Raw genomic sequence first — 14,570 nt, forward strand, 5'->3', positions numbered from 1 at the left:
CCGGCTTAGTGATACGAAAGGTTGTAGACCGCCGTTGCCAGCGCGCTCTGCCACTGGGCGTAGGTCCACCCTCCCAACTGAGCGACCGTCACGTTGTGCGGGTTGCTGTAGTTGTAGATGTGGCTGTTGATCCAGTTCGTCTGTGGGTTCAGGTACGAGACCTGGGCAGGCGTCGTGAAGTTGTTGGCGATGTTGTTGTTGATCTGCGCTGCGGTCAGCGTGCCAACCTGCGCCGTCGTCACCTGGTGCGGGTTGTTGCCGTTACCAACGTGACCTGCTACGCCGCTATTTATGTTGCCGATGCTTGCGCTGTCCCACCCGTTAATCTGGGTGAGCGTCACCTGATGCGGATTGCTCGTGTTCGCGATGTGCGCATTCATCGTCGCCTCATCCGCGTTCAGCTGCGTCGTGACCGGTGACATCGCGTTGCTGATCGTGGTATTGATCTGCGCCGTCGTCTGTCCATCGATCTGGGTGAGCGTAACCAGGTGCGGATTGCTTTTGTTCGCGATGTGGGCACTCATCGCGGCCGCGTCCGTTGAGAGCGTCGTGTTCAGTGCTGTCGTTATTGAGCTCAGGTTCGAATCCGCTTGCGCCGAGGTGTAGCCGCCTGCTTGCGCAGCAGTCACTTGGTGCGGGTTGTCGGTCCGCGTCGCGTGCGCCGTGATATTCGTCGTCAGCGTTGCATCGCCGGCCGTGCGCGCGCTGGCCTCGCTTGCGATCAAGCTGCTCACTTGGGCCGCCGAGTAGACGTCAACCTGAGCGAGTGTCACCTGGTGAGGGTTGTTCTCGTTCGCGATGTGTGCCGCCAGCGCCTGTGCCAAGTTGGCAATGTCCGCGTTGCGCAGCGCTGCCTGCTGGTCCAGGTAGTTGAGTGTCGAGTCGTACGACGAAGCCTTGATGAGCGTCATCGCATTCAAGATCATCTCGAGCCCGCTTACCACGTAGTCCCAGTTGTACGTGTCGCCCACGGCGTGCATGTGCAGCACGGGCGTGAACGTATCCGGCAGGTCCGTGATGTTCGCGAACTTGACGCTCCGGTTATCGTTCGCCAGCGTCGCCACCTCGGTCGCAATCGCTGCAATCGGACGGCTATACTCGCCACCGAGCGCCTGATAGCTCAGCTCGACGTTCGGACCCACTGTCGGATCCGTGATCACCACGACGCCGTAGATTTCCTGTCCGACTAGGCTCGATGCTTGTTCGTGAAGGAACTGGAACTGATACTGCGTGACGTCAAGTTGCTTTTGCGTGAAGCTGTCGACGATCTCCATCGACGACGCGAAGAACGCACCATAGTTCGGCGCAATTGCTCTGACTGGATCGGTCCCGATCGCGTGGGCGTCGCCCGTCACGTAATTGTCTTTACTTTGACCGGTTTTATCCAGCGGGTACCGATAGAGATTCGGTGTCATGTTTCCTTTACTCCGTCGATCAGCCCGGGCTGTGCAGCGTGCTGTTGATGAGGTTCTGCAGATACGCGCCGGTGTAGGCACCGCCCGTGTTATTCACGTTGTCCCCGTGCGGATTGTTCTGATTACCCACGTGGGCGTTGATCGTGCCGTTGAGCGCATTGACTTCGTTCACAACCACCTGATACTGGTAGGCGATGTTGTTGTTGATGTCCGTAGCGCTATACGTGCCGAGCTGCGCGATCGTGACCCCGTGCGGGTTGCTCAGGTTATTGACGTGTGACGAATACGGAGAAACGATCGAATTCTGGATCGTTGTATAAGTCCACGTTCCGATGTTGGCTGCCGTATCCCCGTGAGGGTTGCTTTTGTTCGAGGTGTGCGCATTGAGCGAGCTTTCGAAAGCGGTCACTTGCGTTTGCAGCGTCGCTTTCTGGGACGCCACTGCACTTGCGATCTGGCCCGTAGTCCAGGTGCCGATCTGAGCGGCGGTGACTTGGTGCGGGTTGCTATAGTTCGCAATGTGTGCGTTCTGCGTCGTCTCGTTCGCCGTGATCGTCGCCTGCAGCGCAGTCTGCATCGCGGTCATCGCTGCATCCGACTGCGTCGTGCTGAATGCTCCGAGCTGCGCGGTCGTGACCTTGTGCGGATTGGTGTGGTCCGCGGCGTGCGTATTGAGCTGACCTTGGATCGACGAATCCCCGTTGACGCGATTTGTGGTCTCTGTCGCGAGCGCAGCGGTCGTCTCCTCGGTCGTGTATGAACCGATCTGATGCGCCGTCACCTGATGCGGATTGGTGAAGTTCGAGGCGTGAGCGTTAAGTGCAGTGTTAGCTGCAGCGATCTGACCGATCAGTTCCTGAATGACGGCTTCGGCATACGCTTGCAGCTCCCCCTGGGCCGTTCCCTGACCCAATTGGATTGCGCTTCCGAGACGATCCAACGCGACGACGACGAACTCCATGCCGTACATGTCGTCAGCGATGTGCTGGTGAGGTGCGACCGGGTACTTGCTCGGCTTGTTCGTAATGCTCGCCCAGGTAGCAGGTGCGTCATCAATCTGCAAGCCAGTGACGGCCGTGGTCACAGCAGCCTGAGAGATGCTGTTGACGCCGCCCAGCGCCTGGTACATCACGCTGACATTCGGACCCACGCTCGAGTCGGTAATGACAATGCTCGCGTCGATCTCCTGCCCGTACCGCATCGAGGCCTCGACGTCCATCTGAGTGGCGTAATACTGCGACCCTTGGACGAGAACCTTATTCGTGGTCGTGTCTTTAACGACCAACGACTTCCGGAAAAAAAGACCGTAGTTGACCGGAAACGCCCGCGTGCCGCGCGTTCCGATCGTTTGGACCTCAGCCGTGATGAGATTGCTGGCTGCGCTACCGGTCGGGTCCAAAGGTAGCGTAAGCGGTGGCGTAGACATAAGGGTTGACTCCGGCCAGAGCACAAAGCCCGGCTTGAATACATACGGCGACCACGCCCAAGCCCACGCTGGGCGCACCTGCCGCCTAACGTGGGTCTTGAGGGGATCGGAAAAGACGATTTAGGTGGTACCGTTCACAGCGTTGGCGAGCGTGGTAAACGCAGTGGTCAACTGCGTGAGCATGTTGCTCATCTCGGACGCCAATGCGAACGTGTCCGACGTCGTATAGACGATGCCCGTCGGTTCCGTCGTGACCTGCGTGATCGTCGACAGGAACTGGCTGGTGTTTTCCGAGAGCGACGTCACCGAGATCTGGTTCGTGTGACCCGGCGTTTTCATCCAGACCGTCAGAACCGGCGCATTCGCGTTGGTCGTGTCGATTGTGTAGCCGAAGACAGCGGTGGTCGTGCTCAGACCGCTCAGGCTGATCGCCTGCATCGCAACGTTGTTGGTCTGAGTCGTATCACGTACCGAGATACGCAGGAACCACGCACCGCTCTGCGCGTCAGTGGTTGCATCGCCGCCCGTCACAATCCACTGAACGTCCGGAAACACCGTCTGCGCCTGCGCGCTACCCGGCATGTTCAGCTGCCCGATTGGCGTCCAGACGTTTGCTGCTGCGTTGGTATTTGACGGAACGGATTCCTGCGCTGCCACCACGCCCGAGGTCCAGAGCTGCGCGTTGCTCGCTGCGATCGCTGCTGCCTGCAACTGCGACGCCGATTGACCGCCCAATGCCGTCGCGTTCGCTGCCGTGCCTGCGAGAATTGCCGACGTCAGCTGAGCCTGTGTCAAGCCGTTAAGCTGGGCCGAGTTCGCTGCGGTACCGGCAAGGATGGAAGCGGTCAACTGCGAGACATTCTGACCACCCAGCTCCAGGGAGTTGGCTGCGGTTCCCGACAGGATTGCAGACGTCAGCGCAGCCTGCGTCAGGCCGTAGACCAGGTTCGCATTCGCCACCGTCGCGTTCGCGATGTACGTGTCCCAGTCCGAGGGCGACATGCCGCCGAACATCTCCGAGTCGTTCGCCGTGCCGCCGGACACATACGTCTGGAACTGCGCGGGCGTCATGCCGCCGAGCATCGTCGCGTTGTTTGCCGTGCCAGCCAGAATCTGCGAGGTGAGCTGCGCGACCGTCAAGCCGCCCAACAGAGAACTGTCCGCCGCCTTGCCCGTCGTGGTCAGATAGCTCTGCAGCATGGAGTCGACCTGGGCGCTCGAATACGCGCCAACCTGAGCAGCCGTCACATGGTGCGGATTGGTAAAGTCCGCCTCGTGCGTCGTAATCAGTCCCATCGCGCCGCTCGCATTGAGCGCAGCGGCCGTCGCGGCTGGTGTCATGTACAGGTCGTTGCTCGTACCAGCGATCGCGTCTGCGGTCGTGGCAGTCGACAGGTTTCGAACGTTGCCGAGACCTACCTGTGCCGCGCTTACCTGGTGCGGGTTGCTGATGTTCAGCAAGTGAGCGTTCAGTGACGAGCCCAGCGAATTGTTGATCGCAGCCATCGTCGTGGCGGGCGTCATGTACAGAGACGTCGAGACGCCTGCTGCCGCGTCCGCGGGCGTGGCCACACCGTAGTTCTGGACGTTCCCCAACCCCACCTGAGCAGCCGTCACATGGTGCGGGTTCGTGTAGTTCGCAATGTGCGAGTTCATCGGACCGAGCACCTGCGACTGAATCGCCGCGGCGGTGGTCGCTGGCGTCATGTACATGGTGGTCGAGGTGCCCGCGACCCCGTCACTGTTTGCCGCCGGCGCGTAGTTCTGAACGTTCCCGAGCCCGACCTGAGATGCGGTCACGACGTGCGGATTGTTGTGGTCCGCTTCGTGTGCGGCCAGGCCCGTGCCACCGGTCTGCTGGAGAACCGTCTGGATGCCGGAAAGCGCGTCGACCACCTCCGTCATTCCGACGAGATCGTTGATGTCCCAGCTGTGTGCTTCGGGCGGGAATGCGTAAGGCGTGCCGCTGATTTCTTCCCACGACGTGGTGCGGGCATTGTCCAGCGTGTTCGCGAGCATTGTCGCGATCTGCTGCGCGCTCAGCGTCCAGACACCACCGACCGTCTGATATTGAAGGGATACAATACCGGCGAGTGCCGTGTCGATGAAACTGATCGAGCCGTACACCCGTTTCGCACACGCTCGGCTTGCCGAGATGAACCAGTGCGTGAAATAGAAGTCGACGCCTTCATGGAGCGTGCTGATCTGACCGGACGTGTCCTTGTAGGTGATCTGGACAGTGTCAGCGAAGAACGGCGCGGCGGCCGGAATGATGAGGTGCTGGTCCCGAAAATTCTGAGCTACCAGCTGTTGTTGCTCGCCCTTGATCAGGTTCGATGCCAGCGAACCCGTCGGATCGAACGGATACGAAAGAGTGGATGTGGACATGCTGAAGACTCCCGAACGCCGGAAAGCTCATCGTATGGTTAGGTCAACTTGACATACGATTACGATTCGGTCGCTCGGAGAGACGCATGTATACCCTGGTATCTGCCATTGGCAAGTCGCTCGCAAACGGCGAAAAATGGAGCGCCATTGACCTTGGCAAAATGACTTTCGCCAAGGTAATTCAGAACTATTCGACCGTCTACGCGGTCCTTTCGAACCCGTTTCTGGCAGGCAACGTTAGCCTGAATCTGAACAAGATCCTCCCGAAGATCACCAACCAGTTTCAGACATTCAACGCGTATCTGGCTGGCCTCGGGAACACGGCGCTACCGACCTCGACGACGATCCCCACGCTCTCGACGAAGTACGCGCGCTATCAGGACGGCTTTCGCGCGGGGTATGCCATCACGCCCATCAGCTCGCGAGCGTCGGTCACCGCGCCCTTGCCGACTTCGGAAAAGGCCGACCTCCTGCTGACGCGCTCGGACATCAACTACGAGACCTTCTACGAAAGCTGTCTGGTCTCCGTGAACGGCTTCTTCCACCTGATCGACACCGACAAGCAAACAGGCGTCTGGGTGACGGACGGGATGAAATCCTGCATCCATTCGAAGAAGAACAAGCTCGGCATCGTGAGCTTTCAGGATCTGGGCGCGCTCACGCACATTCCGATCACAAGCGACATGTTCTTCAAGCAGAAGAGCACGCAGTCTTACGCCAACCATGCCTACCTGAATTTCGGGCGTGACCTCACGAACTACACGGTGATGGTGGTGATCGGTGGGTACCTGCATGTGCTCGATTCGAAGACTGTCCGGTTGGTGGGGAAGAATTCGATCATGATCGACTTCAACAACTTGCCGCTGTTCGAGCGTTACTTCGAGTCGAAGCCGCACATCGATCTGTCCGGGCTGCCGCTCACGAGCTACCCGAACAATTCGGAAGCGTTCTCGGTGGACGAGATGCTCTCGGATGCGTTCATCGAGGCGTACCTGACGCTGTCCCAGTCGTTTGTCGTGTTGATCGACAACACCGAACTCTGGACGGATCTCGTGCGGGTGCGAGCAGCGAAATTTCCGAATCTCTACGTGAGCTACGTGGAGCCACAGTGGCCGCTCGTCGCGGGATACGGGAAGGTGTCGGAGTACTGGTCCGTTGAGGAGGATGGGCAATGGGCACTGACCACGGAAGACACGTTGCGCGACAACTATCTCTTTCACACCGTTGAAGCCAAGGCGCAGGTGACGCTGACCGATTCACGCAACCCGATGAACCCGCAGGACATCAGTTCGGCATTCTTCCTCCGGATCGGCTGTGACATCGACGTAGGCTGAGCAAACGGCATAAGAGCCAGAGAGGACGCGAAGTCCTTTCTGGCTTCTATGACGTCTGCTACCTACGCGGCGGCTTCTTCCAGCAACAACTTGAACTTCGCCTCCACCCACTTCGCCACGGCCGTACGGGCCAGTGCCGGGAGCATCTCGACGGGTTCGAAGCCCACCTGCGCACCGTAGCGCAGCACGTACACCTTGGCATTGGCGTCCGGAAGACCGTCGACGAGGACGGCCGCGCGTTCCGTGTTGATCAGGAGCTGCGTAGCCTTGGTGTCTCGATTCTGGTAAAAGCCAGATGGCCAGCTCTTGAGGCGCGACTCCTCGATCCAAAAGGCATCTTCCTGCCAGCGTTTCAAGCTACGACTGTTCCTGCCGAGCCCACCTCGGCCGCCGGTCACTGCGCCGCTGTTCAGATAAGAGACAAAGATGCTCTCCGGACCGATGAACGCCTTCAACGACTCGCGCTCACGCTCCTGCTCGTGTGCCTGCGCCGGCGTCGTGGCCGGGGTCGGACCATCTGCCGGCGTGGGCTGCTCGGTCGCCGCCTGAACCCGCTTCAGATCCGCTTCGCTGACGTGGTCGACCATGTCCACAAGCTGCGACTGGCCTGCGGCGCGGAGCGCGTCTTTCAGGACGGTCTTCGCGGTTTCGAGCGCGTCAGCCATTGACGGCGCGAGGGGAGCCTTGTGCTTGTCTTCACCGGCGTCGAATCGGTCGACCTTCCAATCCGAGCCGATGTTGACTTGTGCCGCGCCCGGAACGACCAGGTCTACCGGTTGCGCCATAACGTCCGACGGACGGTCACCGGCGTCCGGCTGCGGAGCCTGAGAGGGTTGCGCAGCAGCCAGGTTCAGTTGATCTTCGGAGACGTGCTGGAGGCGGAGCGTTAGTTGCAAAAGCGCGCGTTGCGCGCTGGTGAGATGCTGGTTGACCGCCGTCAGCGTGTCGATGATTTCTTTGACTTCCATCTTCTTGTTTCCTTTTAATGCATGGTGACGTGTGTGTTGTAGACCTTCGGCACCGCAATGTTCCGGGCGTCTAACACGCAGACCTGCGCGTTCGTGAAGGCACCGTAGTGGGCCTCGAAGTGCGAGATCATGTAAAGCTGCGTGAAAGGTTTCGTGTCCATCAGTGTCTTGATGGCCATGACTGCCGCGTGCTGATGTTCGAGGTCGAGCGTCTTTCCGAACTCGTCGAGCGTCAGCGGACCGTGGTCGAGATGCAGGCGATTCAGCGCGACGACCTTGAAAGCCAGATCGACGATTTCCTGCATTCCACTACTGCCGCGGCTGACGTCCGCAACGATGTTGTCCCGACTACCGACGAGAAGAGGAAACTTGTAGTCCAGCTCCGCGCCGCGCTCACTCGACATCCCGCACGGCAGAACTTCAAGCGGGTACGCCCAGATCTTGCGAATCAACTGGTTCATCTGGTGGGTAAAACTTCTGATCGATCCCAGCAACCCGTCTGCAATCAGTCCGTCCGTGGGCGAGAGTCCGCGAACACTCACTCGCAAGGCCTCCTCTTCCAGCGTCCGACGAGCGATCGTCTTGTTGAGACTTTCGACGATGGCCTTCTGCTGGTTGAGCGCGTTCAGGATTTCTTCCTTGCGGGCGAGCGTGCTCTGGGTCTGCTGGATGCACTGCTGGATCGTCATGCGGCGCAGCGTCTCGACCTGCATTTCCGTGAGATCGTGGAAGCTCCTCCGAGCAACCTCGATCTGCTGCGCCAGGTCAATCGCTTCCATCAGCTGGCGACGGTAGAGGGCGAAAGCGTTGAGATCTTGCCGAGCTTCGCCGAGCGTCTTGGTGAGCGCCTCGATCTGCAGACTGGACTCGCCGAGCTTCACGGAGACTTCGGCAAGGTTCTGGTCGCCGAGCTCTTCCGACTGGACGAGAAGCTTAGTTAGTTCCTCAATGTCGTCGATATGGCGCTTCGCCTTGACCTCCAGTTCGAGATCTTCCCGAAGGACCCCAACCAGCATGTTGGCCGCTACCTTCGGTGCCGACTTCAGATGATCGGTCTCCAGCAGGTGATCCCAGAAGGGACGCAGTGCGGGTGTTCCGCGGATCGTCTGATGCACTTCCCGAAAAAGCTCACCATACGACTGAATCTGCGCGATCCTTGCCTCCGTTTTCCCGACCAAGGCTTCCAGAGACTCAAGCTCCGTCTGGTTCCTCACGATTTGAAGGGTGAGCACATCGAGTGCTTCCAGACTCACTCCATGTGTAAACGTGTGCTGGCATTTCGGGCAGGTCGTCGCACCGTTTGCCTTGTGCTGTTCGAGGTGCTGCTTCTTCGCTTGGAAGTGAGCGAGCTCCTGTCCCTTTTTTGTACGAAGCTCCTTGTACGTTAAGAGCTCGGCGCGCGATTCATCTAACTTGGCACGGCTGAACCGTTCATCTTGGTTCTCCGGCAGGCGGTTCAATAGGTCAAACATCGCCTCGTGAATCGACTCGAACGATTGCATCGCTACCGCCGGATCAAAGCCTTCCAATTTCAGTTGTCGACTTCTGAGCAATGCATCGCGTGCGTCGCGCGCTTGCTGAATTCGAAGCTGAACCGACTTGACCCCATCAGTGCCGCGCTTCTTCAGGATTTCGACCGTCTCCTTCAACTTTTCGTGGTCGGTCACGCTCTTTGTGAGCACTGCCTCCTGCGCGGTAATTCGGTGCCGGACCGTGTCCATGTGTCGGTCGACATCCTCAACCGAATTGAACACCGGCGTGACCAACTCGTACCAATCGTTCCGGTATGGGCGAGCGGGCGACTCCACGCGAAGGTTCAGCAATCGCTCACTCAGCACCCGAAGCTGGGCTTCCGTTGCCATCCGCGCAGAATCGACTTCTGACAGCGGGCGCTCGATCGGTGCGCGCATCTCAATCAAACGGGTGAGTTCGACGTGGAGCTCTTTCACGTCTTTGATCAGCTGCTGCTGTTCTTCTTCCGAGATGATCTTCGCCTGCTCGATCACGAGCTGCTTCTTGTCCAGCTTCAGTGCGCCCGACACGTTCCGAAACTCTTCCCGCAACTTGTTGTACACACCGATGGCGTAGTCGTAGTTCGTTTCCGCGAGCCGGGTGAACCACTCCCGACGACGAGACGGACCCATGCTAGTGAACTTCTCCACGCCGGTCGCCAGATCGTGCGATTCCGCCGTTATCCCGAACTCCTGCTTGACGAGTTCCTTCTGCACCGCCCCGGTCCCGCCCGGGTTCTGCTCCTCGCCGTCCTTCATGAAACTGTGCTTGTTGCCGGACGCGAACGTGCTCGTCAAAACGAACTGATGTCCGCGATCGACGATATGAACCTCTTTGCTGCCCTCTTTCGTATAGAACGCCGGGTTCCCGGGCAGCGGCGTGAGCTCCTCGATGAGTGAGGACTTGCCCGAGCCGTTGGTGCCGAGGATTAGCTGGATCAGCTCGGTCGGACGGATCTCGAACGTTTCAATCTGGTTGAGCTTGAACCGCTTATAGCCCTTCAGTTTCAGTGCCGTGTAGCGCATTGCGGTCCCCTCCTTTGTTGTTCCACAGACGATGATCCTATGGCGTAACTTTTACCAAGCGAGTCAGAAATGGGTCCTTCCCAACTCAAGTTTTTCAGCAACGGCATCGTCGCCGCGAACAAGCCTCTTTCAAGCAACGAAATCGAAGTCACCCCTATCGAAAAGCTGCCCTTCCTGAACGGCGAACTGTCCGATATGGGTAGCCAGATCACCGCGTCAGGTGCGGACAACACGGGCTCGGCCTACAAGACCCAGGTCGCGTCGTCCAACACGGTGAAGGCAACGTGGCTCAAGCTGGGCGCGGGCAACCGCATGACAGCACCGGACGTGCGCCGCGGCGCGACGGTGGCGCTTTATCAATTCGCGGATGAGGACAAGTACTGGTGGACGACGCTGACGGACGACTCCGCGCTGCGTAAGCTGGAAACGGTCGTCTGGGCGTTCAGCGGAACGGCTGACGAATCACAGGGCACGGATGCGACCAACAGTTACTACATGGAAGTGTCGACGCACCAGGGATTGATCACCCTGCATACGTCGAAGGGCAACAGCGAGCCCTACGGCTACGACATCCAGCTCAGCACGAAGGAAGGCTACTTCCGCATGCAGGATGACATCGGCAATTACCTGATCCTGGACTCGACGCAGAACCACTTCGAGTTCGGCAACGGTGATCAATCGGTGCTACAGATGCTGAAGCAAAATCTGGCCATGGCGACGCAGGAATCGATCTCGATGAAGACCAAGAACTTCAACCTCGAGGCGCAGACGTCGAATATCACTTCCAACACGCTCGGCATCAAAGCCACCACCACGCACAACGGCGACTTCACGGAGAACGGCGCGATGGGGCTGAACGGCGACATGACCACCGCGGCGGGCGGCGGCGGTAGTGGAGGAACGGCAGGCAGCGGCAAGATCACGATTGCTGGTCAGACGGAGCTGCTCGGCGATATGGATGTCAAGGGCAACGTCTCGGCGGTCACCATTGCGGCGACCCAGTCGATCACGGCACCGAACCTAAAATACAACTAAGCGACATAAAGCCCAGGGGTCTTCCCCTGGGCGCTTATGCCGTCTTTTAGGACGAGACGCTTTCCGTGTTCCAGGCCTTGTAACCGACTGGAACCGAATTAACGAACGTGCTGCTGCCCGGGTTGTAGGTCACCGAGTCGGAGATCTGCCACGTCGACACTGCCGGGAAGACCTGTGCTGCAAGGCCGTCCTGCGTGCAAATGCTTGCGATCGAGATCCCGCCGATGTTGCCTTCCGGATTCTGCTCGGTCGGCGTGCCGCCGTTCCACTGTTGCGTGATCGGGTTATAGAACCAGATCAACTTGGCCGAGAGGTTCACAGCAATACCTACCGTACTGCCCTGCATCGGCGCCTGCGAGCCAATCGCGTTTACCGTGGCACCCAAGTAGAAGATCCCGCTCGTCACCTTCGACATGTTGGTGTACATCATGATGCCGTTGGCGTCGGCGCCCAGCTCGCCGTTCGGCGCTTCGAGCTGGTTACAGATACCGAAGCCGACCGCGCCCGTGAGGCGGTTGATCGTGGCTTCCGCGTACAGCAGGCCCGAGGACTGACCGTATGTGGTCCGGGCGGTCTGCCACTCGTTCTTCGTACCCACGACGGTCATGTTGGAACTCTGAAGCACCATGCCCGACGGCAAGACGGACGAGTCGAACGTCGCCGTGACGGTCGGCGTAGTGCCACCCCCTCCGGTATTTCCTCCGTCTCCACCAGAAGTTGTCGTGTGACCCCAGACGCTGTAGCCTGACGGAGCGGTATTGACGAAGGCTTGATCACCGAGGTTGACTGTGACCGTGTCGGCCGTCTCGAGCACGCCACCGTCGCCGGTCATTTCGACCATCGCGCACGGATAGACATATCCGTTATAGCCGGCGGACATGATCCCACTGATGTCGATGCCGCCAACGTTCCCGACCGGATCAGCCGATTCGTCGCCATTCCAGAGCCCTGTTTCTGGCATGAGGAACCACACCAGCTTCGCGTCCAGATTGATCGCCATCCCAAGCGTGTCGCCGGCCGACAAGTTGAACTTGCTCTGCGTGGTACTGATGAACGCGTTGTTGGTCTTGACGCCATTTCCGGCGTCGGTCCCGCAGAACGCCATGATGCCGTTTCCATCACTGCCCACTGAGGCCAGATCTTCGCGACCGTTGACCAATCCCAGGCCCACCGCGGTCGAGAACCTGACGATCGTCGCCTCGACGTAATACAGACCGCTGTTATGGGCAACGATAGAACGCGCTGCCCCAAAGCTCATCGGCGCAGCGACCGTAAGATTGTCGTCCTCCAGCACGAGCCCGTCCGGCAGGCTTTGCGGATCCAGCGTATTCGAGACGTCGCCTCCCCCGCTCGAGACGATGTTGCCGTTCGCGTCGATCAGTCCGGCGGAAATCATCGACGAGATGAACGACGTAAGCGACGTGACCTGTTGCTGGCTGCTGGTGAGCTGATCCTTCAGCGCCAGAAGCTGCGCCGTGGGAGTACCGGCCTGGCTGATCGCGGCATTGCGTGTCGAGGTAATCGCCGCATGCTCCGTCTGACTGATCAATGTCTTCGCCGATACTGCCAACGACTTGATTGTGGGCGTCACACCGATTGCGTCCTGCACGGCCAGCGACACTTTCGATTTCACGTAGGTGAGATCGAGAGAATCCGGCAACGCTCCGCAATGCACACCCAGCACGATGCTCGTATACGGAACATTGTTCTGGCTCGGCATCTGGGTAATGTACGTGTTCGGCAGATAAAGCCACGTACCGCCCGTCGCCTGCAGCGAAACAATTGACGCGCCCGCAGACACGTCATTTTGGAAATCCGTTTGCGTGAGACCGCTCGGCGAGTAGTACAGCGTGAACGGATCCCCTCCGCTCCCGATGATGTCGCTCAGCAGTCGGACGGCGACGCAGCGGTATGCGACGCCGGCTTGCAGCTTCGCGTCGAAGGGACTTGCCAGCGTCCACAGGCCCGACGATCCGATATTCGGATTCAGAGGGGTGGTCATGATGCTCCTTGTCTAATACTTACTGGGTGTTTGCGACGTACACGCCATCCGCGCCGAACTCCGCGACGTTTGAGATCGGGAAGTTGGCCTTCGCCACCATCAGGTAGTTGATGCCGTCGTAGGTCGCCACCAGATAAAGAACGTTGTTGCGCGTGAGCTTCGTCATGCCCGCCGGCACGTTGCCGTACTGCGTCAGTCCCTCGGCCGCCGCCAACATCTGGCCCAGGAGCAGAACGAAGTTCTGCGTGTCCGTTGCCATGCGTGCGAAGTCCAGACTCTGCGACGGCACCGAGAGGATGTCCGGGAACACGTGCTCGATCTGGAACTTCGAATCCTTGTTGTTCGGCGAGCCGCAGGTCACCAGCGCCACCGACTTATACGGATACGTCTGCACGCAGCAGTTGGAATTAATATGAGCCGCCGGGTAACCGGTGGCGACCTGCGTCATCATCGCGAGGGCGCGGGATGGGTTGGCAACGGGTGAGTAAATCCCGCTCACCTGGTTGCGGTTGGGAATCGCGTACTGATCCCACATGGGAATCAGTGTGAACTCCGTTCGCTTGAACAAATCCGGCAGGATCTCCGTCCATTCAGCCTGCGTGTGCGTGCTGTTCGCAAGCACGTATGTGATGATGGCATTGGCGATCGCGTCGATGTTGTTGCCGGCCTGACCGTAGATCAACACGGTCCAGTTAGTCGGGATCGTATTCGTCGGCAGTGCCGGATCGATGTAATCGAAGCTCAGCGCGTCGAGGATCGACTCGGGGTTGTCGCCCTTTGCCGCCTGAATGAGCGTCATCGTGTTGACGAAGGTCTGAGCGTTCAGCTCCGCCTGCACGTTCGACGAGGTCGTGAAGAAGTTGTCCAGATTCGCCATCGGTGGGACGACGACGATCGAATACTCGTCGTACTCCGCCTTGAACGAGGCATCGGCAAACCAGATCTTGATCAGGTTGTCCTTGCCCGTTGCGATCGAGCCGTAAGTCGAGTCGGTCGTGTTCTCCCACTGCAGCCATTCGGGTACCCAGTACGTGCCGTCGGTGACCATGTCCCCGCAGGTGAAGTTCTGTGCGCTCGTCTGAAACTGGTTGAGCAGGCCTGAGAGTATCGTGCTCGCGGCAATCTGGCCGGGGTTCGGCACGGCTTGCGTCTGTGCGAACACCCATGCAGCAATCTGCATCACCTGCGTGACGAGATTTGCTGGCACGCCGACAGCGCCTGCGTCCGGATCCTGACTCAGGAAACTCACGAACGTGAGATCCGGATACGTCTCCTGCGTGTAGTAGATCTTGTCGAGCGAATAGGTGCTCGACTGTGTAGACAGTTCGCCGATGGTTGCGATCGCTCCCGGGGCGTTGTCCGCAAACACATCGTTACTGATAAAGCCTTTAAGCGAGTACATCGCGTTCCCTCTCCCATGACATCGCGGCGACGAAAAGGGCATGGCCAGCCCTTCTCTGGAATA

Annotated in this window: 9 protein-coding genes; 2 read left to right on the top strand and 7 right to left on the bottom strand. The window is 59.2% G+C overall.

The genetic code is table 11. From position 1 onward, the window contains the following. Positions 1-5 precede the first annotated feature (5 nt). From AWB81_RS08860 to AWB81_RS08870, 3 genes are all read right to left on the bottom strand, one after another. The gene (locus AWB81_RS08860; RefSeq protein ID WP_062634284.1) at positions 6-1,415 is read right to left on the bottom strand and encodes a hypothetical protein; all 1,410 of its coding nucleotides are present in this window, start codon (positions 1,413-1,415) and stop codon (positions 6-8) included. 19 nt (positions 1,416-1,434) lie between these two features. Continuing rightward, entirely contained in the window at positions 1,435-2,841 is a 1,407-nt protein-coding gene (locus tag AWB81_RS08865) for a hypothetical protein (protein ID WP_144444101.1), read from the bottom strand. Positions 2,842-2,961: 120 nt separating this feature from the next. Continuing rightward, positions 2,962-5,229, bottom strand: a complete 2,268-nt coding sequence (locus AWB81_RS08870) for a hypothetical protein (RefSeq protein WP_062634289.1) — start codon at positions 5,227-5,229, stop codon at positions 2,962-2,964. Between the two features lie 86 nt (positions 5,230-5,315). Here AWB81_RS08870 and AWB81_RS08875 point away from each other — a divergent pair, with 86 nt between their 5' ends. Beyond that, entirely contained in the window at positions 5,316-6,563 is a 1,248-nt protein-coding gene (locus AWB81_RS08875; protein WP_062634291.1) for a hypothetical protein, read from the top strand. Positions 6,564-6,625: 62 nt separating this feature from the next. Here AWB81_RS08875 and AWB81_RS08880 read toward each other — a convergent pair whose 3' ends face one another. Both AWB81_RS08880 and AWB81_RS08885 read right to left on the bottom strand, forming a co-directional pair. After that, complete coding sequence (locus tag AWB81_RS08880; RefSeq protein ID WP_062634294.1) at positions 6,626-7,531, bottom strand: hypothetical protein; 906 nt, start codon at positions 7,529-7,531, stop codon at positions 6,626-6,628. A 14-nt stretch (positions 7,532-7,545) separates the two neighbouring features. Beyond that, positions 7,546-10,068 carry a hypothetical protein gene (locus tag AWB81_RS08885; protein ID WP_062634296.1) on the bottom strand — a complete coding sequence of 841 codons (2,523 nt, stop codon included), beginning with the start codon at positions 10,066-10,068 and terminating at the stop codon, positions 7,546-7,548. Between the two features lie 69 nt (positions 10,069-10,137). On the opposite strand from AWB81_RS08885, the gene AWB81_RS08890 reads away from it, so the two are divergent. Beyond that, a complete protein-coding gene (locus AWB81_RS08890; RefSeq protein WP_062634298.1) occupies positions 10,138-11,103 on the top strand; it encodes a hypothetical protein in 966 nt (321 codons plus the stop codon). A 46-nt stretch (positions 11,104-11,149) separates the two neighbouring features. Here AWB81_RS08890 and AWB81_RS08895 read toward each other — a convergent pair whose 3' ends face one another. After that, positions 11,150-13,105 carry a DUF7194 family protein gene (locus AWB81_RS08895; protein ID WP_062634300.1) on the bottom strand — a complete coding sequence of 652 codons (1,956 nt, stop codon included), beginning with the start codon at positions 13,103-13,105 and terminating at the stop codon, positions 11,150-11,152. Positions 13,106-13,124: 19 nt separating this feature from the next. Next, positions 13,125-14,507, bottom strand: coding sequence for a hypothetical protein (locus tag AWB81_RS08900; RefSeq protein ID WP_062634301.1), 1,383 nt, complete (start codon positions 14,505-14,507; stop codon positions 13,125-13,127). Between the last annotated feature and the right edge of the window lie 63 nt (positions 14,508-14,570).

The organism is Caballeronia arationis, from assembly GCF_001544975.2.
Lineage (GTDB): Bacteria > Pseudomonadota > Gammaproteobacteria > Burkholderiales > Burkholderiaceae > Caballeronia > Caballeronia arationis.